This window comes from Polyangiaceae bacterium, from assembly GCA_020633205.1.
Classification (GTDB): domain Bacteria; phylum Myxococcota_A; class Polyangia; order Polyangiales; family Polyangiaceae; genus JAHBVY01.
This window is the reverse complement of sequence record JACKEB010000012.1, coordinates 520,599-546,256: the sequence shown is the minus strand read 5'-3', so window position 1 is coordinate 546,256 and position 25,658 is coordinate 520,599. Positions and strand designations below refer to the sequence as shown.

The window sequence follows — 25,658 nt, the reverse complement described above, 5'->3', positions numbered from 1 at the left end:
GAAGCAGAGCACTCGCAAACGCTTTGCGACGTCGCGCGGAAACGTTTTAGGCCGAGTACCTGACTCCCGTGGGAACGCACGCGGCTTTTCCCGCGAGAAAACGCCCGAGTGTTTCTACGACGGCCAGCCGACCCATGCCTCGCAGAAGCGAGCTCCCTTCCTGAGCCATAGCGACACTCAGTGTCACGAATAATGCAGGTCGCCCGCGGTGGCTGACGCTCCTGCGGCAGGGTCTGGAACGCTGAATCGCCGGCGATCTTGAGCGGCCACGGCGCTTCACGGCCAGTCAAAACCGTGCGTCCTAGCGCCAATTTACGGGCTGCCGGCTCGCGGTTTCCTACCTCCCCTCGGAGCGTGTATACGGACCCTTACTTCGGCCCGTGGCTGACCGTCTGAGAGCCACACTGAGCGCTCCGAGGGGCACACAGACTGAGGCTGGAGCCGCATCAAGCGGGGGGTAATCGAGGAGACTATGAGCACCGCAAAGCTGATCTACGACGGTAAGGAGTACGAGCTTCCAGTCCTGGAAGGCACGGAGGGAGAGCTAGGCGTCGACATCCAGGCCCTGCGCAAAGTCAGCGGCTTGGTGACGCTGGACCCCGGCTACGGAAACACCGCGTCTTGCAAGAGCAGCGTCACCTTCATCGATGGTGAAAAAGGCATCCTGCGCTACCGGGGTTACCCCATCGAGCAGGTCGCCACGCGCGCTCGCTTCACCGAGGTCTGCTACCTGCTGATCTACGGGCATCGCCCGAACAAGGAAGAGCTCGCCACGTTCCGTGAGCGCATGACGAAGCACACGCTGCTCCACGAGGACATGAAGAAGTTCTACGAGGGGTACGCGTCGGGCGCACATCCGATGGCGATCATGGCCGCGATGGTCGCGAGCCTCTCCACCTTCTACCCGGACACGGAAGAGGAGCTGGATCGCAACATCATCCGCGTGCTCGCCAAGAGCAAGACGCTGGCCGCCTTCGCCTTCAAGAAGTCCATCGGCCACCCCTTCATCTACCCGCGCAACGATCTGAGCTGGCCCTCGAACTTCCTGCGCATGATGTTCGCGGTACCTGCCGAGGACTACGAAGTCCCGAAGGTCTACGAGGACGCGATGAACATGCTCTTGATCCTTCACGCGGATCACGAGCAGAACTGCAGCACCTCGACCATGCGCATGGTCGGCAGCAGCGAAGCAAACCTGTTTGCCTCAATTTCCGCAGCGATTTGTGGCCTCTGGGGTCCGCGTCACGGCGGCGCCAATCAGGCCGTGATCGAGATGCTCGACAACATTCAGGCGGCGGGCGGCGACTGCGACGGCTTCCTCGAGAAGGTGAAGACCGGCGACCCCAACACCCGCCTGATGGGCTTCGGCCACCGCGTCTACAAGAACTTCGACCCGCGCGCGAAGCTCCTCAAGGAACAGGCGGACGCGATTTTCGAGCGCATGGGCATCCACGATCCGCTGCTCGACCTAGCGAAGAAGCTCGAGGAGCGCGCGCTCAGCGACGAGTACTTCATCAAGCGCAAGCTCTACCCCAACGTCGACTTCTACAGCGGCATCATCTACCGCGCGATGGGGATCCCCACGGAAATGTTCACCGTGATGTTCGTGCTGGGTCGCCTCCCCGGCTGGATCGCCCACTGGATGGAGCAGCGCAACGATCCCGAGGGCTACCGCATCCACCGCCCGCGCCAGATCTACATGGGCGAGACGGAGCGCGAGTTCGAGGACTGGGGAACCAAGGCCCTCTAGGCCCTCCGAACAACACAAGGCAGCAGCAGAAAGCCCGCTCAATCGAGCGGGCTTTCGCCATTTGAAGCCGTGAACGAGCAACATCGCAGCGCGGCGCGAACGGGCAACACAGCGCGCCCGTCAGCTCTGTAAGCGCTTATGCAAACGCTTCATGATCAGGGGGTGAGGCGCGGCGTGTTTCCAGTGCTTTCCGCCGGGATCGAAGCGTTTCGCCTGGGCGAAAAACTGGGCCAAGCCTCCCAGTGCTGGCTAAGCGCTGGAGTATGCGCCGCGCGCTCCGCTTCAGCCTGTGTTTCAGCTCGGTCGGCTTGGCCATCAGCCTCGTGGGCTGTCGGCTGATCGAAGAACGCCAAGAACCTCAACGTGAAGCGGCCCCAGTGGCCGCCAACACCGCCGCAAAGCCCAAGCCGAAGGCGAAGCGCAAGCACAAGAAGAAGTCCAAGCCGGCCCCCCTGGCAACCGTCGCCGAGCCCCAGGAGAGCGACGCGCCTGACGAGGCAGAACCCGAGGCGGACACCAGCCCGGCCAGCGCAGCGGCGGACGACGCGAACGCCTGCCCCGAGAACATGGTGCTGGTGAGCGGCGAGTACTGCCGCAATGTCCAGCACACCTGCCTCGAGTACGTGATGGACGTCGAAGGCTCGCCGGACAAAGACCGCTGCAAGAAGTACTCGCCGGTCGTGGAGTGCAAGGACACGAAGCCGCGCCGCAAGATGCGCTACTGCGTGGACCGCTATGAGTGGCCAAACAAGAAGGGCGAAATCCCCTACACCTTGACGAGCTGGGAGGACGCCGCTCGCATGTGCAATGCCGTAGGGAAACGGCTTTGCACGGAGAGCGAGTTCAACTTCGCCTGCGAAGGTGAAGACATGCGCCCCCACGCCACGGGCTTCGAGCGCGACGACAAGAAGTGCAACATCGACAAGCCGTGGCACAAGCGCCGCAAGGAAATGTTGCCGCGCACCCAGTGCGAGTTGAACGCCACCTGCAAGGCGGAAATGGATCGCCTGGATGGCCGAGAGCCGTCCGGCTCTCGGGAAGAGTGTGTGTCCCCGTTTGGCGTCTACGACATGAACGGGAACGTGAACGAGTGGGTGAGCATGCCCTGGAAGAGCCCCGGCAAGCGCTCCGCGGTGAAGGGCGGCTGGTGGGGCCCGGTACGCAACCGCTGCCGCCCCATCGTGCAGAGCCACGGAGAGACGTACATCGGCTACGAGGTTGGCTTCCGTTGCTGCTCCGATGCCGACCAACCGGCGAAGGCGGCTTCCACAGGCGACGGCGAGAGCCAGTCCGAGTCTGCAGCGCTGGAGACCGGAGAGAAGGCACCGACCGCCAAGGGGAACGGCGAGTCGCCGACCGGTCAACGCACCGCCGCGCTCAGCTCCGAAAAGGACTGATCAGCGCCACGTCTGGCGATCTGCGACAGACTGCCGCAGTTTTCGGCTGCATCTGACGAGGCGCCCGCCACTTTTCGCGGTCAAACCCGCAAAAGTGTGGCGGTTTGTGGCTGGACGCGAGGCCAACTGGGGTTCAGTCTTTGGCCCCGTGTCGGTCGTGCGTTGGTTGTCGGTGTGCCTGTTGGGAGTGAGCCTATGCCTGAGCGCTGGAAGCGCTTCAGCGAAGGAGCGCTACCACACCGTGTACAAGGGCCAGCGCCTGGGCTCGATTGCGAAGCGCTACAACGTCAGCATCGACGCCCTGTGTGCCGCAAACGGCATCACCCGCAAGGACACCATCCAGCCCGGGCAGAAGCTCGTCATCCCGGAGAAGGGTGAGTCCGCCGAGGAGGCGGCCAAGCGCGCCAAGAACAGCGCGCCGAAGGATGATGACGCCAAATCCGACAGAGGCGACAAACCATCCCGCAAGGCGCAACGTGCGAAGGCAGACCGCGCGAAGTCAGATCGCAAAGCGGAGCGGCGCAAGGCGTCACGCCGCAAGAGTTCGCGGCGCAAGTCCTCCTGGAAGGTCCACACCATCGGTAAAGGCCAGCGCCTCGGCTCGATTGCCAAGCGCTATCATGTGAGCGTTGCCGCGCTCACCTACGCGAACGACATCACTCGCGGCACGGTGATTCAGCCGGGCCAAAAGCTGGTCATCCCCGAGCGCGACGATGAAAACGGCGAAGCGGCGCGCAAGGCCCGAGACGCTGGACGCGTGCCGGGTCTCGAGTCACCCAAGGACCGCAGCGACCGCGCGTCCCGAGCTGACGCAGACGATGGTTCCTCGCGGAAGTCGCGGCGCGGCAAGGAGAGCTGGAAGGACTATCGGCGCCGCCCGGCCAAGCGCGGCTACGTGACGTTGATCGGCTTCGCGGGTTCGTGGAAGGGCTACGTGACGAGCCCCAAGGGCGGAATCAACGGGAATGCGCGCAAGGAGATCTCGCGGGTGCTCGACGCTGCGGATCTCGAGGGCGGCATCCACCCTCGCCTGATCAAGCTGCTCGCTGAAGTAAGCGACACCTTCGGAGGCCGTCCGATCCGCGTCGTGAGCGGGCATCGCACCCGGAGCTACGCCAAGGCGTCTCGACACGCGCTCGGCCACGCCATCGACTTCTCGATCCCGGGCGTCCCGAACCAAGTCCTGCGCGACTACCTGCTCCGCTACGACCTCGTCGGCGTGGGCTACTACCCTAACTCGAGCTTCGTGCACTTCGACGTGCGCGGCGCCAAGACCTACTGGGTGGACCACTCCGGCCCCGGTCAGCCCCCGCGCTACTCATACATCGGCAAAGGCCCCGATCCTCGTTCGCTGGACTAGCGTGCCGCGGGGTTTTGCTCCGTCGTTCTCCGCCGCGGACAGTCGGAGCGAGTCACCGCACCAGGAGCACTAGGGCGGCGACGACGAGCAGGCCGTAGACAGCTAGCTGAAAACGGCGCTCGTCGATCTTTGCGTGTAATTTTTCCCCCAGGAAAATGCCTGTGGGCACGGCCGGGACCAACCAGAGTAGGCTCCCGAGCACTTCCCCGTCGATGCGACCGGCGCTGACGAAACGCACGAGCAGCACGCTGTTGAGCGTCAGCCAGACCGCCGTCAGGGTCGCCCGAAACGCGTGCTTGTTCAGGTTGAGGCGACTCGTCGCATAGACCAGGAGCGGTCCACCGGTGGCGAAGATACCGTGCACCACGCCCGCCGCAGTCATTACGCCGAGGACCACCGGACCGGGCAACGGCCGACTCGAGGTCTGGGCGTGCCGCAATCGCTGCCAGAGTTCCTTCACGGCCAAGATCAGCACCAATGCACCGAGCACCCGCTTGAGGCTGGCATCCGGCGCCCGCGCCGCGATCCAGAAGCCCATCAGCATCCCGACAGCCATGGCCGGCACGATGCGGGACAGCAACAGACGCCAATCGATCTGTCGGTGGTAGCGCGCGACGATGTAACCCGTCTGCAGCAGGCTGATCGGCACCGCGAGGTTCAGGACGCGATCGATGGGCATGAGCTGCGCGCCCAGCGTCAAGCAGAGCAGCATGCTGCCAAAGCCCGTGATGGTCTGAACGCCGTAGCTCAGGCAGACGATCAGGGCGAAGGCGAGGAGGATCCAATCCATCAGGGAGTCGGGTCGGCCGCGCCGAGGCGCACCGTTCAAGGGCGTTCGCCTCTACCACGTAGCCCGCCGTCGCGTCCCACTCCCCCACTCCGGTCTCAGCCCCCAGGCACACAAACCCTTGGGATTTCCCCATTCGTTGACCCCAAATAGAACACGTTCTACAGGGGTGGAGAGGGAGCGGAGTGAGTCAAATGGCGGAAGCAAGTTACGAATCGACGTACCAACCTGCGGCTGAAGACACTGGAACTCGCCCAACACGTCCGCTCCACGAAAGCCAAGTCCCCCACTGGGATCACGAAGCAGACGTGGTCATCGTGGGTCTGGGTGGGGCCGGGGCCGCCGCCGCGATCGAGGCGTGCGAAGCCGGCGCCAACGTGTTGATCCTCGAGCGCGCAAGCGAAGGGGGCGGATCCACCGCGCAAAGCGGCGGGATCATCTACTTCGGGGGAGGCACGCCGGTGCAGCAGGCGTGCGGCTTCGAGGATGACCCTGCGGAAATGCTGAAGTACCTCCTGATGGCGAGCGGTCCCAACCCGGATGCCGAAAAGTGCCGCCTCTATGTGGAGCAGAGCCTGGAGCACTTCGCCTGGTTCGAAGCACAGGGCATCGAGTTCAAGCGCAGCTACTACCCGAAGAAGACCACTGAACCCGTCACGGATGACTGCCTGCTCTACTCCGGCAACGAAAACGTCTGGCCGTTCGACCGCACAGCGAGGGCAGCACCTCGAGGACACAAGCCCAAGGTCGAGGGCAGCGCGGGACGCGTGATCATGGAGACGCTGATCGCACGAGTGAAGACCCTCGGCGCGAACATCCAAGAGAACGCGCGAGCGCAGACACTCGTGGTCGATGAATCCGGCGCCGTGATGGGCGTTTACTACAAGCAGCTTGGGGAGCCTCGCTACGTCAAAGCGAGCAAAGGCGTCATCCTCTGCGCGGGGGGCTTCATCATGAACCGCGAGCTGGTCGCGCGGCATGTGCCGAAGCTCCTGAACGTCAACATCCAGATCGGGAACCCAGGCGACGACGGCGCAGGGATCCTCATGGGCCTTGGAGTCGGCGCCGGAACGCTCTGCATGGGCGAAGGCTTCGTTTCCGTGCCGTTCTATCCGCCGAGCAAGCTCGTCAGCGGCATCATCGTGAACGCCCAGGGCCAGCGCTTCATCAACGAAGACGCGTACCACGGTCGAACCGGTGAGTACGTCCTCCAGCAAAGCGGGGGCGTGGCGTACCTGATCCTCGACAACGAGTGCTTTGGTCGACCCATCGCCGGGATGCAGATCAAGGCCGCCGAAGAGAGCATCGAAGAGCTAGAGCGGTCTCTCGAGCTACCGGAAGGTTCCCTCACCCACACCGTTGGCTACTACAATCGAGCCGCCGAACGCGGTGAAGACCCGCTATTCCACAAGGCAAAGAACTACCTGAAGCCTTTGGTGAACGGTCCCTTCGCGGCTCTCGACCTCTCGGTCGGAAAGGCAATCATTCCGGGCTTCACGATGGGCGGCCTAGACACACTGCCCACGGGTGAGGTGCTCAGCGCAGACAAGCACGTCATCCGCGGCTTGTACGCAGCGGGCCGCACCACCGCGGGCTTGCCCCGATCCGCTGCGGGCTACTCAAGCGGGATGAGCATCGGTGGAGCGACATTCTTTGGTCGCCTGGCGGGACGCAGAGCGGCAGCTGGCTGAGTCCACGCCGGAGGCCGGCTGCCCTCACCCCCAATACAAGAAGCGTCTTGTGTGGCGCGGATCGCGAGCGCGCCGTGGGCCAATGCTCAGCAAAAAAAGGGCCCTGGGCGACGCCTCCCCAGATGCCACCCAGGGCCGTAGGCCCAGTTCCTCGCGCAGCGCGCGGTCTTTGGTTTCGCTCGAAGCGCGGAATCACCCCGCAGGGTGGAGAGAAAAAGAGCCCTGAGCGACGCCTCCCCAGATGCCGCCCAGGGCAAGCAGCGGGCGTGAGCCCGCCGCCGAAGTTCGTTGCCGTGCGAGGGGTTCGCCGGCTGCGCCAAGCTGATCGGCGCTGAATTTCGTGTGTGATACGCGGCTCCAAAGGACTTCCCCCCTCCCGGGGTGCTCATTTTTTCTCGAGGAGTGCGCGTCCTTCCGCGTCTCGGGGTTCGGCGATCCCTGGGGTATTGCTGACCCGTCCAGTCCGAAGGCGTGTAGGCTCCGCTAGAACACGTTCTACCGACGCGGTCGGTTCGAAGGAGCATCGTGAGCGAGTACGACTACATCGTGGTTGGAGCGGGATCGGCGGGTTGTGTCGTCGCGAGCCGCCTGAGCGAAGATCCTTCGGTGCGAGTGCTGCTGCTCGAAGCGGGGGGCTCGGACCGCACTCAGTTCTGCACCAAACCCGGAATGATCTCGATCGTTCACACGGTGCCCCAGGTAAAGAAGAAGTTCGATTGGGGTTACTACACCGCGCCTCAGAAGCACGCCCTTGGCCGCCGCATCCCGTATACGCGCGGAAAGGTGCTCGGGGGTTCGAGCGCCATCAATGGCATGCTGTATGTGCGCGGAAACCGTCAAAACTACGATGACTGGGCCGCTGAAGGCTGCGAAGGCTGGGGCTTCGACGACGTCCTTCCGCTCTACAAGCGACTCGAGGACTACGAAGACGGCGCGAATGAGTACCGGGGCAGCGGTGGCCCCATCAAGGTAACCAAGCGCGATCAGCTGCGTCCGGTGTCGGAGGCGTTCATCGAGGCGGTGAAGGACGTCTGCAACGTACCTTTTCTCGATGACTACAACGGCGAGAGCCAAGAGGGCGCCTCGATTTACCAGATGTCTGCCAAAGACGGGCTACGCTACAGCACCTCCGAAGGCTACCTAGAGCCACACAAGCAGCGCAAGAATTTCCACATAGAAAGTGGGGCGACGGTGCTCCGCTTGGAGTTCGATGGCAGCCGCGCGCGCCGCGTGGTTTACAGCGTGAACGGTCAGGAGCGCGTCGCCAGCGCCGCCCAGGAGATCGTGCTCAGCGCTGGCGTGATCGGCACGGCGCAAATCCTGATGTTGAGCGGCATCGGTCCCGCTGCACACTTGAACGAGCTCGGTATCCACGTGCGCGCCGACTTGCCAGTCGGGCAGAACCTGCACGACCACCTGTTCTTCCCCTTGGTCTACCTCGCGCCGAGCGGCGGGCACCGAGGCACGCCGTTCTACTTCTTGGGAGGGATGCTGAAAGAGTACCTCTCCGGCAACACCTGGTTCGGCAAGACGGTCTTCGAGGGCGCAGCCTTCGTGAAGACCGATCCGAGCAATCGCCTGCCGGATCTTCAGCTGCATAGCTTGCCCTGGGCGTACCCGGCGCCGAATCAGGACGCCCCGGGAGTTCCCCAGGTGGACAAGCGCCCTTCCCTCACGGTGATGCCAACGCTCATCTATCCGAAGAGCCGCGGCGAGATGCGCCTCGTATCGAAGGACCCGCTGGCTGCGCCTCACATCGACCCTAATTACCTCGCGGAACCGGACGACTTGGAGTTCTTGATCAAGGGGATCGAGCTGACCCGGGAAATCATGAACAGCAAGCACATCGCGAAAGAGCTGCAGGGTGAGCTCGAGCCCGGCGAAAAGTTCTTCGAGCGCGACGCGCTGCGCCGGGAGGTCCCGAACCGGATCTGCACCGTCTATCACCCGGTGGGGACGGCTCGTATGGGCGTCGACGAGCGCGCCGTCGTCGATCCACTGCTGCGGGTGCGCGGGATCGAGGGACTACGAATCGCCGATGCGTCGATCATGCCCTCGATCACAGGCGGCAACACCAACGCTCCTTGCATCCTGATCGGCGAAAAAGCAGCAGATCTGCTGAAGAGCGCGGCAAACTAGTAGCGAGCCGTCGCTTGGGCGACCCATCGCGGTCGGGTCGCGCTACACCGAGCGCGTGGCAAACCCCGAGAACGCCGGCAAGCGCCTGACGCGTCAGCTGCAGCAGACCATCCGCGAGTTCGAGCTGCTCGCGCCAGGCGACCGCGTGATGGTGGCCCTTTCAGGCGGCAAGGACAGCTACACGTTGTTCGACCTCTTGCTGCAGCTCCGACCCGTACTGCCGGAGTGCGAACTGATCGGCGTGCACTTGGATCAGCAGCAGCCCGGGTACGACGGCGCGCCGCTGGTCGCGTGGCTGCGCGAGCGTGGCGCGCCGTTCGAGATCCTCTGCGAAGACACCTACTCGGTGGTCAAAGAGCGCGTCCCCGAGGGCAGTACATATTGCTCGATGTGCTCGCGGCTTCGCCGCGGCATCTTGTACACGGCGGCAGAGCGCCTTGGCTGCAACAAGATAGCCCTTGGACATCATCGGGATGACGCCATCGAAACGCTATTGATGAATCTCTTCTTCAGCGGGCGACTTCAAGCCATGCCGGCGCGTTACCGCACGGATGATGGACGATTCGAGGTCATTCGCCCGCTCATCGAGTGCGACGAGCAGAGCATCGTCCAGTACGCCGAACGCCGCGCCTTTCCGATCCTCCCCTGTAACCTGTGCGGCTCCCAGAGTGGGCTGCAACGCGAAGAGATGGCGAAGCTCATCACCACCCTCGAAGCGCGACATCCGGATCTCAGATCGGTGATGCTCCACGCGCTGAAAAACGTCAGCCCGACTCACCTACTGGACCAGCGGCTAGTGCGCTTGGACGCACAGCCCGGACACGACGGCAAAGCTGCCCCGGCGCATAGCGCTGCCGCGCGGAGCCATCGTGCGCTCCCCATTCTGCGCGGCTAGCGCCACGTCCGCGCCCGTGGGTGCGTTTGAGGCTAGTCCTGCTGGACCGCGACCGGGACACACGGCGAATCGAAGACCGGCATGCCGTTCTCCATGCCACCGTCCATGTTCTTTCCCAAGCTCGTTGCCGCGAGCGTCAACGGGCTGTTGGTGAAGGCCAAGAACACGCACATCTCCTGGTCGCCGATCCCGTAACCAACGGTCTCGTCCCGAGGATTGTCGTATTCGCAGCTCAGCTCGAACCCAGTAGCGCCATCGAAGTGCTTCGGCGGATCGAGCTTCGCGCCAAGGGGCGTCCCAACGCCACCATGGGTCTCGAAAATCGTCTCTCCGTCGCGCTCTCCCCCGATCAAGCCCAGGCGCAGTCCGGCACCTAGTGCGTGGTAGTGGGGCAGCACGTAGAAGATGTCGAAGCTTGGCGCTACGCCGAGTTTCTCCTGGAACGCGGGCTCGAACTCACAGGCGAGATCGAAGCGCGATTTGCTGCGCGGAGGGATCTCCAGCAGCAAATTCGTCATGCTGACAGGGTGGAGCTTCTCAGTAACGGATTCCGCAGGGATTGTCCGAACCTCGAAGCGGAAGCCGGTCTCGATGGCGCTGGGGGTGGTGTTGAGCAGGTGCACTTGCCCGACGACGCGCGAATGCGGCGGCACACGGAAAGCGGCCCCGTCCGGGAAGTCCTGAATGTCGTGTTTGGCTTGGGTGCTCTGAGCGAAGAACACACCTCCGGCGAGCCCAGCCTTTACCGTATCGAAATCCCGATCCTTGCAGGGCCACGCACCGTCGGGACCGTCATAGGTGGCGTCATCCACGAAGAACCAGTTCGAGTGGTGCCAGCCGCCGTCGTTGAAACCGTCGACGCGGTGGACCCAAAGCTCCTCGTCATTGCCGAGAGTCCAGGACATGCAGGTCCCGTCGTCCTCGTACCCAGCATCGATAGTCTGCTTGGCAAAGGCGTACGCAAGATCCGGCTCACCGAGCGCTGGGTCGTTCGGCTCTTCGGCGTCGGAACACCCAAGCACGCTAAGACACACGATCAAGCCCAGCGCGCCACCCCTCAGGCCGCGGATGTTACCTGACGCCATGGTCAGCTTTTACCATCCTTGATGGACGCTCGCTAGAACTCAAACGCGCCGCTCAAGCCCAAGCTGGACCGCGGCCCAACTGGAATGACAGTCCTGGCGGCCTTTGGCGGCTGCCTGTTGGGCCACACCAACGCCGTCACGATCAGCGCGGTTGCGGTGACGCCCGCACCAACGAAAGCCATCGTGGAAAAGAGCTCCGCGTCGTCTGCGCTCCGCTCGAAATTCCTCAGCGCCGCGCACTCCTTGAGGATCGCCCCAGTCGCCTTCTGACAATCGGCGCCCACACGTCGCAAATCGGCGCGTGTCAGGTCGGCGTTCTCGTTCGCCCGGTCCGCCTGCAGACTCAGCCCAATCCCTGCGGCGATCGCCCCTCCGAGGACGACAGACTCAACGACGAGCGCCCAGGTCTTGGCCGAGATCCCCTGCGTTTCCACACGCAAAACTGGCGCTTGCGGGGGGGGCTCGACTGGCTCCGGAGGGGGTTCGGCCGCGGCCTCCACGTGCTCCCGCCGCAGCGAAACCGGAAGGCGCAATGTACCCGGGCTCAGGTTGATGCGGCGCTTCAGGCCCTCATAGCCAGGCGCGTATACCTCGAGCTGATGGGGCCCTGGATTCAGCTCGACGGTTGACCCGAGCTCCACCGCGCGACCGTCGACGCGCACCTGAACCCTCTCGGCTTGGGTTTTCAGCACCACCTCGAACAGCGCAACCTGGGTACCCACGCGTTCGAGCGCCGGCCCCACCAGCTCCGCGACGTCATCGGCCGCCGCGCCGGCGTCGATCAACGCCTTGGCCCGCCGATAGTTGGCCAGCGCCTCGACGTAGTGACCTTGGTGCTCCTCGCAGTAGGCCAGGTGAAAACGCAGTCCGGGTGTCTCTTTCTGTTCGAGCGCTGCCCTGAGTTCCGCCGCAGCCTCACTCCAGCGCTCAGCGCGCTCGAGTTCAGTTGCCGCGCGAAAACGATCGCGAGCCTCCGCAACTGCGGCGTCCTCGGCACTCGTGCCATCAGCAGTGTCACCCGGCTGCGCGGCCACGGGCGGGATGACCAGCGCGAACGCCAGTATCGCCGCCACGCCACGCACCAGCCCGGTGCTGAGGGGAGTCACCGTGCGTCGGGGGCTGAGAATGGATCTCACGTGCTTGGGGGAAGTGACGCCCGCTTCAGGGCCGGCAGCTTCTCTGCCAGGCGCTCTTCGATACCGCTGAAGTCATACTTGTCCGGCCGCTGCGCCTTGGGCAGCGCAGCGATATCGAACGCTGCGGAACGCGCGGCCTCGAGCTTCGGGCGCGGCAATCCAAGCTGATCGCCAAGCTGACGCAAGGTGCTGAGTTCTTGCGTGTTCACCACGCCATCGACCTGAGCAAGCCAGGTCGCCACCGCGTAGGTCAGCGCCTGTTGCCATCCGTCTAGCGCGCCCAGATCCAGCTCCGCGAGATCGATGCCTTTCGCGGCCGCGGCTTCGACCGCCGCGACGTCCTCTGCCCCCAAACCGTAAGCCTGGAGCGCATGGGAGAGCGCGGCGGACTCGTCCTTTTTGAGCAAGCCGTCCGCGGCAACCACGGCGGCGATGGCGAGAAAGGACTCCCGAGGTAGGTACGACGACATCATTTCCTCCGCGCGCAGCCTATCACGAGCGAACCGCTACTCTGCCAGCGCAACGCGTGGATGGGAGCTTTTGACCGCTGGCCGGCCGATCCAGCTCGCGACCTCCTGCGGCCGCGTGAGCTGCGGATAGTGCCCCTGACCGCTCAGGACCTTGAGCTCGACCCCAGGCGGCAGCTTGTCGACGCTTGGTTGGTCGAATTCACCGCTAAGAACACGCACGGAAACCCCCGATGCCACCACACGGCTGAGCTTGTCCAAGGACTGTGCGCGGACGCGGGGGGAACCCGCCCACGCCAGGCCTCGCGCAACGCTACGCCTAACGTGGGGCCGCTGGAGGCTCTCGAAGGTCCCGTCGACCACTTGTTCCGTCTCTCTTGGCCGTTGCTCGTTGAAGAGCTGACGCACGAGCGATCCTCTCCCAGACCAGCGCAACATCGCTTGCACGAGGGGTGGCACTCGCAGCCAGGGGTCCATGCGACCTCCAAGGAACGCCGGAGCAACGAGCAGTACCTCCTTCACTCCGCCCGGATGACGAAGCGCATAGTCTAGCGCAACAGCGCAGCCGAGAGAGTGTCCCACGAGCCGCACGGGGGTGGGTAAGGCGAGATCCTCCAGCCACTCAGAATTTCCATACGCAAATTTATCAGAACTGACACCGGAGCGTCCGAGACCTGGAAGATCGACAACCAAAGCGTCCTGCTGAAGCCGCTGCAGCAGCGGGTCCCAACTGGTGCCATCGAGCGGTAGACCGTGAAGCAAAACCAGATCGCTACTTCGCCCTCCTTCCGCAAGGATCTGTCCGGCGCGGGTGGCGACGAAACGCGGCGCACGAGCACGCCGACGCAAGAAGCGCGTACCCACGAGATAGCCAAGCCACGCGTCGACCAAGCCGTCGAACGCCGGCTGTGAAAAGCCCCACTCGTCCGCCAAGCGATCAGCAGCCGCGGTTGGGTAGCGGTCCTCGGAGAGAAACCCGAGCGACTCAGGTTCCGCCCCGGTCAAACCTCGCGGGAGCGCGCGTACCAAGCCCACCGGCAAGCGGAGCCGAGGAGCCGGGACACCGAGCGTCTTTGCCATCCGCTCCACCAGCTCCGACAGCTTCGGCGCGTCGGGGTGCAACAGCCAGAACTCGCTATTCGCTACACCCCGGTGCAGCGGTAGCTCCGCCATGAACCGCGCGACGTGCTCGACCCCAACCAGAGGCACGAAAGTCCGCTCACTTCCAACCTGCGCGGGCATCTTTCCGCTAAACAACTGGCGCACGACCTCGCCGGCTCCTGTCGTTTGCAGCGTTTCGCCGCTCTCGGTATCCCCGATGACGGAACAAGGATTCACCAGGTTGAGGGCCACGCCGAGCTCACTCGCGCGCTGTCTCAAGCGCGTGTGTTCCTCCATCTTGGAAGCCTCGTAGGCTCCTAGACGCCGGTAGTTCTCCTCCACACTGTGATCGCTCTCGGCGCTCACCCGGTAACCGCTAACCACGAGGTAGCGCCTCAGCCTCGGCAACCGGGACGCTGCCTCAAGGAAACGCAAGCTCGCGTCCACGTTCGCTAATCGAGCATCCGCACGCTCGAGTCCAAACGCGAAGCGCGCCGCGAGGTGATACACATCACGAACCCCGTCCACAGGGAGTCCCTCGAGCGTACCGCAGCCACTTCCCCAGGCTTCGAGTGAAAACTCACCGACACTGAGTCCGTCGGGCTCAACCGAGTGCTCCCCGAGCCATTCAGCGAGCTCGTGTTTCCGGCGCTCCGCATGTCTGACCAGCGCCAGGACACGGCGACCTCGACGTAAGAGCTCGAGTAACAGGAAGCGCCCGATGTGCCCCGTCGCACCGGTGAGGATCACGTCAGGGGTTTGGGGGTGAGGTGTTTCGTTCATGTGCTGGTTCACTCCTGATTCTTGCCGCCTACTTTTCGCAGAATTATTTCCGCAATTTTTACTGAACCGGTCTACATATATTGAGACCGCTCAATTTGCGCCAGAGCCACCTCACGGACGTCTCAGTCAGCCTTCACCAACTCGAGACAGTGCCGCTCCGCCGTCTGCAATGGCTTCAGGCTGCGAGTTGCCCGGGATAGCAGCAAGGCACCTTCCACCAGCGACAAGATGAGGCTCGCCCGGTCCATCGCGCTGCGGCCGAGACTCGGCTCCAAGGCTTTGGCGATCTCCCGCGTCCAGCTCTCATAGGCCCTCGCGCATGCAGCGAGCACCGGCGAGTCCGAACCCGAGAGCTCGAGGCTGACCGTGGAAATCGGGCATCCACAGGCGTAGTTGCTCTCCACCAGTCGCGCTTCGAACAGCTGGAACACCTCACGCACCGCGTGCTCTGAGCGCTTGTACCGGGCGAAAGCGGCGACCAGCGCGTGCTCGATGAGTTCTGCCGTCTGAGAAATAGCAGCCGTAGCGATCTCATCTTTACCGCCTGGAAAATGAAAGTAGAGGGAGCCGCGAGGCGCACCGGCCTTGACCAAGACCGCGTTGATCCCCGTGCCGTGGTACCCCTGAGAGTCCAAGAGCTCCGCGGCCGCCGCGACGATTTGGGCCCGTGTGGCGTCACCCTTCTTCACCCCTCCTTTATGGACCGTTCTACATATTCGTCAAGCCCGAGGTCCAAGCAGCGGGCCAGAACCCCTGCTCCTAAATTCAGCGGAGACCTCACTTTTTGAGTTGTCAGAGCGGAGACCTGTGATAGACATCCGCTCCCACTTCGGGACCGCTTGGGGCGGTAGTTAAGTTGGTTATAACGCCGGCCTGTCACGCCGGAGGCCGCGGGTTCGAGTCCCGTCCGCCCCGCTAATCTGCTCGAGGCCAGCCTTACAGGCTGGCCTTTTTCACATCTGCGTCCCGGTTCTCGGACCTCGCGCATGGCTGCTCCGCAGCCATGTCGGTTTCGAGTCCCGTCCGCCCCGCACCGCGCCGAGGGCGCGGAGACAACGCTGCTGCTCGAGGCCAGCCTACACAGGCTGGCCTTTTCGCGTTGTCAGGCGCGAGCCAAACCGAGCGACGGCTCAGGACGTGTGGCTCACTGGCAGGCACCGTCAAACACGACCAGCGTTCCGGGTGTGACGCTGCAAGCGTCTTGGCAGTCGGGACTCCCGTTGCAAGAACTCAGCCGTAGCTCGGGGGGGCCAGCTGGGCAGGGCAACACCCAGCACTCCGCGGTCTGGCAGGTCGGCTCCATCGAGAGACAGGTAGCGAACGGCTCGCTGCAGGGCTGGCTCTCGTCGCATGGCTCAGCCAGCCCAGGATCGCAGGTGCCGGGGTATTGCTCCCCCACCCCCGCCCAGGCCCGCACGCAGGAGTTCCAGTACGTCAGGCCGTCGCAGCCGCAGCTCGGCTCGAAGCTGCCGTCGCAAGTAGTTTGCAAGGGCTGACAGTTGCCCGCGAGGCTCCCGCAGCCGTCGGGCTCACAGTACATGGAACCCCCACAGCCGCTGCTCGGCGTACAGAACTCTCCGCCAGCGCTGCCACCTTGAGCCCCCGCGTAGCTCCCCGCGTATCCCCCGGTACCAGCGAAGCCGCCACCGCCAACGCCAGTCGCAGCGCTGCCACCAATCGACTGGGGCGCGCCCCCCTGGCCAGCGTAGCTTCCTGCGCCGGCGCTGCCACCGTTTCCTCCGGGCAATGCACCCTCCCCCCCCGATCCTTCGGCGAGGGTGATGGTTTGGGCGCTGCACGCCGACAGTGCGACAGCAAAAGCGAAGAACGTCAGCGCGCTCTGTTGGGTCATCGACTCGCTCCAAACCCGGTGCTCAGAGTCAGCCCTACAGCTGGACGCAGCTCGGCTTCACGCACGACCTGGCGTTCGACTCCATTCTCGTTTATCCCGTAGCTCGCCGGCGAGGCGTCGTAATCCAGCGCCAGCGAGAGCCCAAACGCGAATTGCTCCTGAAACCAGTACTTGGCCAGGAGCTCCCCACGCCAAACCAAATCCCAGTGGGTGCGCGGCTCTTTCGCGGCGTAGCCTGAAGCTGTGGTTCTTACGTCTGCCAGCGACCAGAGCAGGGTCGGTCCGGAGCGTACCTCGAGCTCCCAAGCAGGACTCTCGAAGAGTGAGGCCTTCGCCAGTAGCCACGCTTCCTGTGTTTCTAAATCAAAACTCAGAACGGCAGTGTCGCTCGTCGCATTCTCGTAGTAGCCGAAACCAAGCTGAATCCCCGGCGAGGCCGCCCAATCACGCAACTCCGCGGAGAGCCCAAGGGATACGGCCCGCCGCACAGGCAAATCGGGAGACCACCAGCGCAGGGCCGCTCCCGGTTCCAGCCCCCAGCGAATACCCCGAGCTTGCTCCGAGCGAGGTTCTGGGGAAGGAGGCGGCGCATCCCAAAGCGGACGCCCCGTGTCCATCACTCCGAACGCCTGTTTGCTCGACGCTTCCCCAGGGTCTGGTGCACGCTGTGGCTCTGGTGCTTCCGTCCTTGGGGAGGAAGGAGCCGTCACCTCGGAAAAATCGCCAACAGAGCCGCGGGGCCGCACCGGCTCGAGTCGAGATTCTAGTGCCGTGCGGATTAAAAGAGTGAGCTGTTCGACGAGTAGCTCGCTGCTCTCCGCCTCGAGCTGGCGCTGCTCGAGCACCTGACCGCTCAGTTGATCCCGCACGACCAACGCGGCGCCACCCGTCGGGGAGACGACCACCCACACGTGGGCCGTAGCGCTGCCGTCGCTAGCGGCCACGGCCTGGGGCGCCAGATTGAGCACGAGCGCGATACGTCCTAGGGACTCCCGCAGACTCGCTTCGAGCCCCGGCAGCGACTGCCCCGTGACTTGCACGTCAACCCGGCGAGAGGCGGAGCTTGCGGGTTCGGCCGACGCCTGCCCTGCGACCACCAGCGCGGCGAGCAAAGCCCCTATCACCGTCCGCGATAGGCTCGTCAATCCCCTAGCTCCGAGAGGCGAGCCTTGGCCAGCGCCGTCTTCGGCGATCCGGGAAAGCGTCTCAGCAGTTCCCGCCAGACGGCGCGCTCTGCTGCCGACTTGCCTGCCCGTCGAAGAGCCTGAGCCTCACCGACCAGCGCCGCTTCACTGAGCGGCCCCTCTCCTTTCGATGCCTCACGGAAACTCTTCTCAGCGAGCGTGGTGTGTCCGAGGTCCAACAAGAGGCGCGCTCGAACGGCCCGCGCGGTGCGCGCCTCGGCGCTGTTCGGATACCGCTCAATCAGCCTTTCGTACAGCGTCAGTGCCCGTTGGTAATCTCCGTCGCGGCGCGCGGCTGACGCTTGTGCAAACAGCTGGCTAGCCGTCGCCAAGGGCGTTTGCTGGACACTCGTCGGTGGCGCGGGCGCGGACGAACTCGGTGGCTCGACTTCAACAACCGCTTCACTCGGAGCCGGCGCGGGCCCCTCCGCTGAGCGCCAACGCCTCTTCACCAGCTTACTTGGCGCCGCGCTTGCGGCCGGCGTGACGCTGGCAACTGGAGGCGTGGTCGCGGCGGGGGATGAACGAGTCCATGGGAGCCCACCTCCCAGCGCTGCCGCGCCTCCCGCCAAGAACAAGCCCGCCACCACCACGGCAGCCTTGGGGAAACCGCGCCTGAGGCGTGCCACAGAGCGTGGTGGATGGGAAGAAGCGCGCCGTTCGGCTACTCCAGACGGCGATGGCTCCACCTGTGGGTTGACGCCGTGCTCCGTCTCGAGGCCTGGCCCAAATCTTCCGCGTGGCAATAGTTGTTCATCCAGCAACTCTCGCTCTGCGGCGCACTCGAACGCCAGCTGGCGCTCGATACGGCAAGCAGCGCACTGCTTCAGGTGAGTGCTGAGGTAGAGCCGTTCGTCAGCCGTGAGCGAGCCCTCGCGCTCTCTATCGAGCAGATCCTCAGGGTGAATATCAATCATCCCCCACCCCCAGTTCTGAACGAAGCAGCGGATCCTCTTCGATCCTCCGCCGCAGTGCCTCTTTGGCGAGTCGCATGCGGCTCCGCACCGTGTTTACTGGTGCGTCGGTGATGCTTGCTACCTCCTGCAGGCTGTAGCCCAGCAGCGTACGCAGCGCGAGCGTGTCCGCGAGGTAATCCGGCAGTTCGTCGAGCAACTGGCGCAAGAGCTCCCTCCGGCGGGTTGCTGCCGAGAGTTCACTGGGGCTCGGACTGAGCTCTTGAAGCTCGTCCCCCATCAGGTTCTGCCCATTGCGGGCATCCCGCTGGGATTTGCGCCGACTGGCCAGCGCCAAGCGCAAGGCGATGCGGCTGGCGTAACCTGCAGGATGGCACTCGCCCCGAAACCGCGGGAGTGCCCCAACGAAGGCAATCAGCGCCTGCTGGGTGGCATCTTCCGCATCCGCGTGATTGCGCCCGAGCACCATCAGCGCAGTCCGACGCACTGGGTGGCGGACGAGCTCGAGTAGTTCCGCGAGCGCCGCGGAGTCCCCCGCGCGCGCGGCATCGACAAGATCGGACCAGATGGCTCGTTCACCACACTCGCGTGGATCCGAGCCGAAGCCGGGTTGGGGATTGGGGGGAGACAAGCTGCGTTTCCCGGCGCGCTGAGCTTCCGCGCCTCGGTCACTTGTGCGTTCCGAGGCCCCGAACCGATCAAAAAGCGAGCACTTCCCCGTCAAAGCCACGCTGCTCGGTCACGCTCCCGTTCCGCCAGTTCACGGGAGAAAGCGCTGTTTCGTTGCCTGTCCGCGAAGCCACTAACCCGCCAGAGCTCGATCGCCGTACATTGGGGAGTTCCGATGGCCCCGTTGGCTTTCACTGCTCCGCTGGTGCTTGCTTGCGCACTGCTGCTCACCACCGCCCTGATGACGCTCGCGCGCGGGAGGCTTTGGGCAGACTTGGGCGTGCGCGGCCGGCTCGTCACCGCACTTCTGCTCTTGGCGGGCGCCCTCTGGAGCGGCGCCTATCTGGTGGAGCTTCAGGCGACGACATTGCCGATCATGCTCGTGGCGAAGCGGGTGCGTTACGTCGGGATGCTTGCTTTCCCCGGTTTTTGGTTGGCGCTCACCCTCTGGCGCGCGGGACCGGATACGTGGGTCCGCCAGCGTGGTCTCGCCTACTTCCTGGTGCCAACCCTGGTTTTCGAGGTTCTGCTGTGGCTCAAGCCCGGGCTCTTTTGGACAACTGAGCAGTTGTTGGACGTTGGGCCGTTTCAGCAAGTTGGGCACGAGCCTGGCCCTGCGCTGATCGCCTTCATCGCCTATTGCTACGCGTTGACGGCACTGAACCTCTCCATCTTTTTCCGCGCGGGAGGCGCAGAGCAGCCCGGAGTCGGTGCGCTCACCGCCGCTGGTGTGGCTCCGCTAGTAGGCAACACCCTGGAGGCCCTGGACCTGGCGCCAATTCCCAACCTGAATCTCGAACCGTACGGATTGCTCATCACGGCGCTGGTTGCTGCGCGCACCAATGGTTTCCTACAGTTCGAGCAGCTACGCGATGTCGCGCGTAGCTTGGCGCTCCAGCACATGGCGGACGCCGTCATCTTGATCAGCGGTCCGGGTCGTATTCTGGACGCCAACCACGCCGCTCGGGAGCTCCTGGGGACGGCGGCGCTGCAGAGTGAAGAAGCGCTCCGAAGCGTTTCTCAAGAGTTCGTCGACGCGCTGAACGGAGACCAGGACAACTTCGAGCTGTCGCTCCACGGAAGCATCTTTGAGGTCCGGGTGCAGCGCTTGGACCGCAGCGCCGGGATGCCCGGAGCCCGGCTGATCGTTCTGAGGGACGTAACGACCAAGCGCAAGCTCGATCACCAACTCGCGGAAGCGGAGCGGCTTGCTTCCGTAGGGATTCTTACTGCAGGCGTCGCGCATGAGATCAACAACCCGTTGACCTACGTATACGCCAACCTGAGCAGTTTGAAGGAGGGTGGCGTCGCTCAACCCGAGGCCTCGCAGCTCTTGGAAGAGGCCCTTGACGGAGCTGAACGCATCCGGCGCATCGTGCGGGATCTGCGAACCTTTTCAGCCCAAGAAGAGGAGCACATCGAGGCGGTTGAAGTCATTCCGGCTTTGGAGGCCGCGATCAAGCTCTCCTGGCACGAGATCCGTCATCGAGCGCAGCTCGAGCGAGACTTCACCAAGGTGCCCGCGGTCCGCGGCAACGCGAGGCGTTTGACCCAGGTCTTCGTCAATTTGTTGGTGAACGCGGCCCAAGCCATTGACGACGGGCACGCGTCATCCAACGAAATTCGCATCCGGGTGCGCCGTGAGGGGCGCCAAGTCACGGTGGAAATCAGTGACACCGGGGTTGGGATCCCTGAGGCAATGGCAGCGCAAGTGTTCGAACCGTTCTTCACGACCAAACGTGGTCGCGAGGGCACTGGGCTCGGCCTCCACGTGTGCAAGGGGATCGTTCAGGCGTTCGGCGGTGAAATCGAGTTGGTGAGGAAGGAACACGGAACCTTGGCGCGGGTTCTCCTACGCGCCGAAGGCACCTCCAGCGCGCGAGTCCGGATCTCGCACGCGCCGCCGCAAGCGACGGGCGCGCTCAGGATCCTACTCGTGGACGACGATCCACTGGTTGGTCGCGCGGTCGCTCGAATGCTCCGAGAGCACGACGTCGTGGTAGCCAACAGCGGCAAGCAAGCGCTAGAGCTGGCAGAAACCGCCCCTTTCGACGTGTTGCTGTGTGATGTCATGATGCCGGAGATGACGGGCCCAGATTTGCGCACAGCCCTCGCCGGGCGCGAGAGCCCGTTGGCGGATCGAACGGTCTTCATGACGGGGGGCACATTCACCGACCATAGTCGCGAGGCCCTCGAGGCAAGCGGAGCGCCGGTGCTCGACAAGCCACTCAGCCCCGAACGGCTACGCCAAGTGGTCGCTCGGGTGGCTAAGCTCATTCCGCCGGCGCCCGTGGTGGCAACGCCCACTCATGCAGGCTGAGTCGAGCGCGGGCAGTCGCGCGCACCGCCACAGACCATGGGCGCTGGCCGTCATTGCGGTGTTCAGCGGCGCCCTTTTCATTTTTGCCCCGTGGAAATCTTGGTTGGTTAGCGGGCTAGCGTACTCGCAAAGCCTGGGTGCAGTCGGAGCGCTGTTCTTCATCCTGGGCTATGCGGTTGCGAGCATTTTGCTGTTACCTGGCAGCCTGTTGACTTTGGCCGCTGGCTTCAGCTGGGGTCCGGGTTGGGGAACGCTGGTCGCGTGGACCGCGGCCAACCTCGCCAGCAACGCGAGCTTCCTCGTCGGGCGTTTCTTGGCGCGTGGCTGGGTCGTTGAGCGCACCAAGCAGATGCCACGCTTTGCGGCGATAGACGGGGCGATCGCAGGCTCCGGGCTGCGCCTGGTGCTGTTGCTCCGCCTCTCGCCGCTCGTCCCTTTCAACCTGCTGAACTACGCGTTGAGCGTCACGAAAGTGCGGTTTCGCGACTACGCAGTGGGAGGTGCCGTCGGCATGCTGCCGGGAACGCTGCTCTACGTGTATCTCGGCTGTAGCTTGGAGAGCTTAGGTCAGCTCTTGACGGGCCAACCGCCGGCGACGAGTCCTGCTAAAACCTGGCTGTTTTGGCTCGGTCTCCTGGCAACGGCGCTCTCGGTTGGGCTCGTCACTAGAGCCGCGAGCCGCGAGCTGAAACATGAGTTCCAACACAGCGAGGGTCCCGGCGACTGATGTATTTTCCACACGGACATATCATCGTCTTTGCAAAGGAGCCGCTGCCCGGCCGGGTCAAGACACGACTCTGCCCGCCCCTCGACGCCACTGAAGCAGCCGAGCTCGCCCATGCCGGCCTGCTCGACACGCTTCAGCTCGCCTCGCGCGCGGCCCCGACGACGCTGGTATGGGACGGCCGCGTGGAAGCCGTGCCACCCCTCGATCCCTCACCAGACGTCCTCCCCCAGAGCACGGGCGATTTGGGGATGCGCATGAGCGCAGGGTTCAGCGCCCGCTTTGCGAGCGGGGCCGCTTGGGTAGTCGCGCTGGGAACCGACTCACCCGGACTGCCGGAGTCCGCGTTGCTCGAGGCGTGTGCTGCGCTCCAAGGCGCATCGACTCCAGAGGCCGTGTTCGGCCCGACGAGTGACGGCGGCTACTACCTGCTTGGCCTTTCCACGTGGCAATCAGAGCTGCTAGGCGCGCTGCCGTGGAGTCAGCCAACGACATATCAAGCGACACGGTCCCGCCTCGCGTCGTGGGGCTACGCGTGTCGCGACGTAGCGACCTACTTCGACGTGGATGTCGCGGCGGATCTGCGGCGCTTAGAACTCGCGTGGCGATCGGGCAAACTGGAGGCCCCCGCAACTGCCGCCTGGCTCGAGCGCTGGTTCAGCGCGCACGCCGCGAAGCCGCGGGCCTGACGTGGGAGACAACGATCTCCACGGAGCAAGCGACGCCTTCAGGGGTGCGAACGTCGAGCTCGGATGTCCCAATCAGAGACAGCTGCGCCGGGACCTGGAAACGCGCCTCGCTCAGCAAGCCTCGGGCAGCCTCCTGAGCCGCGCGTTGTGCTCGTTGCCCCGCTGGGCCGAGGCAAGAACCGGGTTCTTGAGCCCATGCCCGGACTCCAAGGACGCCAGCATTCCGCTCCAAGACCGCGCCGTCGTTTGAGTTCACGACCAGCGCCGGGCGTCGCGATACTTCCGAACGCTGCGGCAACCGAAGGTGCCCATTCAGGGCAGGACGCGCGAGGGCGACGCCGCCATCTAGCAACAGCACCGCCAAGGCGAGGCCCCACACACCAATTCCACGAGGCAATCCACGTCGCAGCAAGGCTGTTTCTTGGGGGGAGGGAGCGGTTGAAGACGTCATTGGTATCAAGCGTTGGGTAAGCGCCGCGCGGTGGCTCACCGCCAGCTTCGATCCATCATTGTCCGTCAGCCACCTACACCGGATCCAGTTATTCTGAGGCTCCTCACCACCACGGACTCCCAACCCCTCGATATTACAAAGATAATAAAATCCACATCGACTGCAAACTTTCACCCCGCTTGAGCCTTCCCGCTGAACTGCGCGCGTCCCGGTTGCGGGAATGAGCGCTCAGGGGAACCTTGCCGGACGCTGTCCGCCAGAGAAGGATGCTGTTGAGACTGTGGCGAATCACTCGCGGCCCAGACTGAGCGTCGTCATTCCAACCTTGAACGAGGCCAAGCGACTACCCACATTGCTCGCTCACCTCTCCCGGCTGAACGGGCTGTATGAGGTCGTCGTGAGTGATGGGGCGAGCGAAGACGGGACGCTGGATGTCGCGATGGGCTCCGAGTTTGACGGGCGCCTCACCTTGGTGGAGGGACCGCGTGGGCGCGCTCGACAGCTCAACGCAGGTGCGGCTCAGAGCGGGGGCGAGCTCCTGCTGTTTCTCCATGCGGATACACTGCCTCCCCTCGATACTGCCTATTGGGTGCAGCGCCTGCTTCGGCAGCCCGGGGTGGTGGCTGGAGCGTTCCGCACCTGGCACGTACACGACGCGACGCTGGAGCGCCTCGCGCGTAGCCACCTAGGGCGCACGGACACTCCAGAACCAGGCGGCCCTTGGTGGCTCCACCTCGCAGACATTCGTTCGCGATACACCACCCTGCCCTACGGCGATCAAGGCCTGTTCATCACTCGCGAGCGGTTCGAGCGAGCTGGTGGCTTCCCTGAACAACTTCTAATGGAAGACCTCGAGTTCTCGCTGCGTCTACGCAACCTAGGCCAAATCCGCACGGCACCGAGCTGCATCGTCGTCAGCGGTCGCAGGTTCGAAGCCCACCCACTGCTCGACACCTGCCTGGTCAACACGTTCCCGGCGCTCTACCGGCTCGGCGTACCGGCCAGCCGCCTCGCGAACTGGTATCGCAACACTCGCTGACCTCAGCCCTTCGACGCCCAGTCAGGGCGCACGATGTCCTGAATCCCCGACAGCTCGAGGCCATAGGCATCAAGGCCCACCAACTTCTGGATCGAGTTGGACAAGACCTTCAGCTTGCTCACACCGCAATCTGCGAGGATCTGACAGCCGATACCGAGATCCCGAAACTCCGGCTTCACTTCGCTGGTGCTGCGTTGACGGGGACGAGGGTCCTTTTCCTTCAGTGCGTAGCGCCGCACAGCGTCGAAGCGCCCCATCTCCGACCCGCCCAGATACACCACGACGCCAACTCCGGCCTTGGCGATCGCCTCGAGGGAGCCGTGCAGTTGCCAGCCGCAGTCGCAGTCGCGACCACGGAAGACATCACCGATCAAGCACTCATGCTGCACGCGTACGGGCACTGGCTCCGTCGCCCTTGCGGGGTCACCGTTGATCAACACCAAGTGCTCCGCGCCGTCGACGACACCACGATAGACCCTCAGGCGGAAATCGTCACCGTAGGCACACGGAAAGGGCGTTTCCGTGAGGAGTTCAACCAACTTGTCGCGCTTGAAGCGATAGTCAATGAGGTCGGCGATGCTGCACACCAAGAGGTTGTGCTCCGCGGCAAAGCGCTCGAGATCAGGCAGCCGGGCCATCGTCCCGTCATCGTTCAAGATCTCGCAGATGACTGCGGAGGGACGCAGGCCGGCAAGGCGGGAGAAGTCCACGGAGCCCTCGGTCTGGCCAGTTCGCACCAACACACCACCGGGCCGCGCGCGTAGCGGGAAGACGTGACCGGGAACCACGATGTCCTCGGGCGAGGCGTGGTCGGCGATCGCGACCTGAATCGTGCGAGCGCGGTCTTGAGCGGAAATCCCCGTGGTAACACCGGTTCTAGCTTCGATGCTGACGGTGAACGCCGTCTCGAACGGAGACGAGTTGTTCTCCACCATCATCGGCAGCTCCAGCTTCTTGAGCTGATCGTCCGTCAACGAGAGGCAGATCAGGCCGCGACCGTGCTTGGCCATGAAGTTGATCACCTCAGGTGTGCACTTCTCCGCGGCAATCACCAGATCGCCTTCGTTCTCCCGATCTTCGTCGTCGACCAGGATGATCATTTCGCCACGGGCGATGGCTTCGATGCCGGCTTCTACGCTTGAAAGGGCCATGAGTCGCGGGAGCCTACTTTCCAGGCTCCCCTTCGACAATCAATCCCTCTGCAGAACCCGTCTGCAGCCCTGCA

The 25,658-nt window shown here is 64.1% G+C and carries 22 protein-coding genes and 1 tRNA gene; 11 read left to right on the top strand and 12 right to left on the bottom strand.

The window, feature by feature from the left end:
- Window positions 1–472 precede the first annotated feature (472 nt).
- From H6718_14430 to H6718_14420, 3 genes are all read left to right on the top strand, one after another.
- On the top strand, window positions 473–1,750 hold the full coding sequence (locus H6718_14430) for a citrate synthase (protein ID MCB9586593.1): 1,278 nt from the start codon (window positions 473–475) through the stop codon (window positions 1,748–1,750).
- Window positions 1,751–2,013: 263 nt separating this feature from the next.
- Window positions 2,014–3,147, top strand: coding sequence for an SUMF1/EgtB/PvdO family nonheme iron enzyme (locus tag H6718_14425; protein ID MCB9586592.1), 1,134 nt, complete (start codon window positions 2,014–2,016; stop codon window positions 3,145–3,147).
- A 148-nt stretch (window positions 3,148–3,295) separates the two neighbouring features.
- Window positions 3,296–4,507, top strand: a complete 1,212-nt coding sequence (locus H6718_14420) for a LysM peptidoglycan-binding domain-containing protein (GenBank protein ID MCB9586591.1) — start codon at window positions 3,296–3,298, stop codon at window positions 4,505–4,507.
- A gap of 52 nt (window positions 4,508–4,559) precedes the next feature.
- Here H6718_14420 and H6718_14415 read toward each other — a convergent pair whose 3' ends face one another.
- The gene (locus tag H6718_14415) at window positions 4,560–5,297 is read right to left on the bottom strand and encodes a sulfite exporter TauE/SafE family protein (GenBank protein MCB9586590.1); all 738 of its coding nucleotides are present in this window, start codon (window positions 5,295–5,297) and stop codon (window positions 4,560–4,562) included.
- A gap of 191 nt (window positions 5,298–5,488) precedes the next feature.
- Between H6718_14415 and H6718_14410 the strand changes: the two genes are divergently transcribed.
- The 3 genes from H6718_14410 to ttcA all read left to right on the top strand — a co-directional run bounded on the left by H6718_14410 (window position 5,489) and on the right by ttcA (window position 10,019).
- Window positions 5,489–6,985 carry an FAD-dependent oxidoreductase gene (locus H6718_14410; protein ID MCB9586589.1) on the top strand — a complete coding sequence of 499 codons (1,497 nt, stop codon included), beginning with the start codon at window positions 5,489–5,491 and terminating at the stop codon, window positions 6,983–6,985.
- A gap of 525 nt (window positions 6,986–7,510) precedes the next feature.
- Complete coding sequence (locus tag H6718_14405; GenBank protein MCB9586588.1) at window positions 7,511–9,124, top strand: GMC family oxidoreductase N-terminal domain-containing protein; 1,614 nt, start codon at window positions 7,511–7,513, stop codon at window positions 9,122–9,124.
- A gap of 55 nt (window positions 9,125–9,179) precedes the next feature.
- Window positions 9,180–10,019 carry a tRNA 2-thiocytidine(32) synthetase TtcA gene (gene ttcA, locus H6718_14400; GenBank protein MCB9586587.1) on the top strand — a complete coding sequence of 280 codons (840 nt, stop codon included), beginning with the start codon at window positions 9,180–9,182 and terminating at the stop codon, window positions 10,017–10,019.
- 32 nt (window positions 10,020–10,051) lie between these two features.
- Here the strand turns inward: ttcA and H6718_14395 are convergent, their stop codons facing one another.
- The 5 genes from H6718_14395 to H6718_14375 form a co-directional block, all read right to left on the bottom strand.
- On the bottom strand, window positions 10,052–11,104 hold the full coding sequence (locus tag H6718_14395) for a hypothetical protein (GenBank protein MCB9586586.1): 1,053 nt from the start codon (window positions 11,102–11,104) through the stop codon (window positions 10,052–10,054).
- 32 nt (window positions 11,105–11,136) lie between these two features.
- Complete coding sequence (locus H6718_14390) at window positions 11,137–12,240, bottom strand: hypothetical protein (GenBank protein ID MCB9586585.1); 1,104 nt, start codon at window positions 12,238–12,240, stop codon at window positions 11,137–11,139.
- Complete coding sequence (locus H6718_14385) at window positions 12,237–12,710, bottom strand: hypothetical protein (GenBank protein ID MCB9586584.1); 474 nt, start codon at window positions 12,708–12,710, stop codon at window positions 12,237–12,239. The genes H6718_14390 and H6718_14385 overlap by 4 nt, the downstream gene beginning before the upstream one ends.
- A 36-nt stretch (window positions 12,711–12,746) precedes the next feature.
- A complete protein-coding gene (locus H6718_14380) occupies window positions 12,747–14,591 on the bottom strand; it encodes an alpha/beta fold hydrolase (protein MCB9586583.1) in 1,845 nt (614 codons plus the stop codon).
- A gap of 122 nt (window positions 14,592–14,713) precedes the next feature.
- Window positions 14,714–15,280, bottom strand: a complete 567-nt coding sequence (locus H6718_14375; protein MCB9586582.1) for a TetR/AcrR family transcriptional regulator — start codon at window positions 15,278–15,280, stop codon at window positions 14,714–14,716.
- A 152-nt stretch (window positions 15,281–15,432) separates the two neighbouring features.
- On the opposite strand from H6718_14375, the gene H6718_14370 reads away from it, so the two are divergent.
- Window positions 15,433–15,506 (top strand) — tRNA-Asp (locus tag H6718_14370).
- 229 nt (window positions 15,507–15,735) lie between these two features.
- Here H6718_14370 and H6718_14365 read toward each other — a convergent pair.
- The 4 genes from H6718_14365 to H6718_14350 are packed head-to-tail and all read right to left on the bottom strand — an operon-like array spanning window position 15,736 to window position 19,172.
- Window positions 15,736–16,443 (bottom strand): hypothetical protein, encoded by a 708-nt coding sequence (locus H6718_14365; protein MCB9586581.1) that lies wholly within the window; start codon window positions 16,441–16,443, stop codon window positions 15,736–15,738.
- Window positions 16,440–17,567 carry a hypothetical protein gene (locus H6718_14360; GenBank protein MCB9586580.1) on the bottom strand — a complete coding sequence of 376 codons (1,128 nt, stop codon included), beginning with the start codon at window positions 17,565–17,567 and terminating at the stop codon, window positions 16,440–16,442. Before H6718_14360 ends, H6718_14365 begins: the two co-directional genes overlap by 4 nt.
- Before the next feature lie 17 nt (window positions 17,568–17,584).
- The gene (locus H6718_14355) at window positions 17,585–18,544 is read right to left on the bottom strand and encodes a tetratricopeptide repeat protein (protein MCB9586579.1); all 960 of its coding nucleotides are present in this window, start codon (window positions 18,542–18,544) and stop codon (window positions 17,585–17,587) included.
- Window positions 18,537–19,172, bottom strand: coding sequence for an RNA polymerase sigma factor (locus H6718_14350; GenBank protein ID MCB9586578.1), 636 nt, complete (start codon window positions 19,170–19,172; stop codon window positions 18,537–18,539). Before H6718_14350 ends, H6718_14355 begins: the two co-directional genes overlap by 8 nt.
- 213 nt (window positions 19,173–19,385) lie before the next feature.
- Between H6718_14350 and H6718_14345 the strand changes: the two genes are divergently transcribed.
- From H6718_14345 to H6718_14335, 3 genes are all read left to right on the top strand, one after another.
- A complete protein-coding gene (locus H6718_14345; protein ID MCB9586577.1) occupies window positions 19,386–21,530 on the top strand; it encodes a response regulator in 2,145 nt (714 codons plus the stop codon).
- A gap of 103 nt (window positions 21,531–21,633) precedes the next feature.
- Complete coding sequence (locus tag H6718_14340; protein MCB9586576.1) at window positions 21,634–22,257, top strand: TVP38/TMEM64 family protein; 624 nt, start codon at window positions 21,634–21,636, stop codon at window positions 22,255–22,257.
- The gene (locus tag H6718_14335) at window positions 22,257–22,943 is read left to right on the top strand and encodes a TIGR04282 family arsenosugar biosynthesis glycosyltransferase (protein MCB9586575.1); all 687 of its coding nucleotides are present in this window, start codon (window positions 22,257–22,259) and stop codon (window positions 22,941–22,943) included. The genes H6718_14340 and H6718_14335 overlap by 1 nt, the downstream gene beginning before the upstream one ends.
- Here H6718_14335 and H6718_14330 read toward each other — a convergent pair.
- A complete protein-coding gene (locus tag H6718_14330; protein ID MCB9586574.1) occupies window positions 22,912–23,355 on the bottom strand; it encodes a hypothetical protein in 444 nt (147 codons plus the stop codon). The genes H6718_14335 and H6718_14330 overlap by 32 nt on opposite strands.
- Window positions 23,356–23,719: 364 nt before the next feature.
- Here H6718_14330 and H6718_14325 point away from each other — a divergent pair, with 364 nt between their 5' ends.
- On the top strand, window positions 23,720–24,433 hold the full coding sequence (locus H6718_14325; GenBank protein MCB9586573.1) for a glycosyltransferase family 2 protein: 714 nt from the start codon (window positions 23,720–23,722) through the stop codon (window positions 24,431–24,433).
- A 2-nt stretch (window positions 24,434–24,435) separates the two neighbouring features.
- Here H6718_14325 and ribB read toward each other — a convergent pair whose 3' ends face one another.
- On the bottom strand, window positions 24,436–25,584 hold the full coding sequence (gene ribB / locus H6718_14320) for a 3,4-dihydroxy-2-butanone-4-phosphate synthase (GenBank protein ID MCB9586572.1): 1,149 nt from the start codon (window positions 25,582–25,584) through the stop codon (window positions 24,436–24,438).
- Window positions 25,585–25,658: the final 74 nt, after the last annotated feature.

Bases quoted from the DNA above. Each gene is read 5' to 3' on its own strand.
- H6718_14430 (MCB9586593.1), top strand. From the start codon at position 473: ATGAGCACCGCAAAGCTGATCTACGACGGTAAGGAGTACGAGCTTCCA.
- H6718_14425 (MCB9586592.1), top strand. From the start codon at position 2,014: ATGCGCCGCGCGCTCCGCTTCAGCCTGTGTTTCAGCTCGGTCGGCTTG.
- H6718_14415 (MCB9586590.1), bottom strand. From the start codon at position 5,297: ATGGATTGGATCCTCCTCGCCTTCGCCCTGATCGTCTGCCTGAGCTAC.
- H6718_14410 (MCB9586589.1), top strand. From the start codon at position 5,489: ATGGCGGAAGCAAGTTACGAATCGACGTACCAACCTGCGGCTGAAGAC.
- H6718_14395 (MCB9586586.1), bottom strand. From the start codon at position 11,104: ATGGCGTCAGGTAACATCCGCGGCCTGAGGGGTGGCGCGCTGGGCTTG.
- H6718_14385 (MCB9586584.1), bottom strand. From the start codon at position 12,710: ATGTCGTCGTACCTACCTCGGGAGTCCTTTCTCGCCATCGCCGCCGTG.
- H6718_14380 (MCB9586583.1), bottom strand. From the start codon at position 14,591: ATGAACGAAACACCTCACCCCCAAACCCCTGACGTGATCCTCACCGGT.
- H6718_14365 (MCB9586581.1), bottom strand. From the start codon at position 16,443: ATGACCCAACAGAGCGCGCTGACGTTCTTCGCTTTTGCTGTCGCACTG.
- H6718_14355 (MCB9586579.1), bottom strand. From the start codon at position 18,544: ATGATTGATATTCACCCTGAGGATCTGCTCGATAGAGAGCGCGAGGGC.
- H6718_14345 (MCB9586577.1), top strand. From the start codon at position 19,386: ATGGCCCCGTTGGCTTTCACTGCTCCGCTGGTGCTTGCTTGCGCACTG.
- H6718_14335 (MCB9586575.1), top strand. From the start codon at position 22,257: ATGTATTTTCCACACGGACATATCATCGTCTTTGCAAAGGAGCCGCTG.
- ribB (MCB9586572.1), bottom strand. From the start codon at position 25,584: ATGGCCCTTTCAAGCGTAGAAGCCGGCATCGAAGCCATCGCCCGTGGC.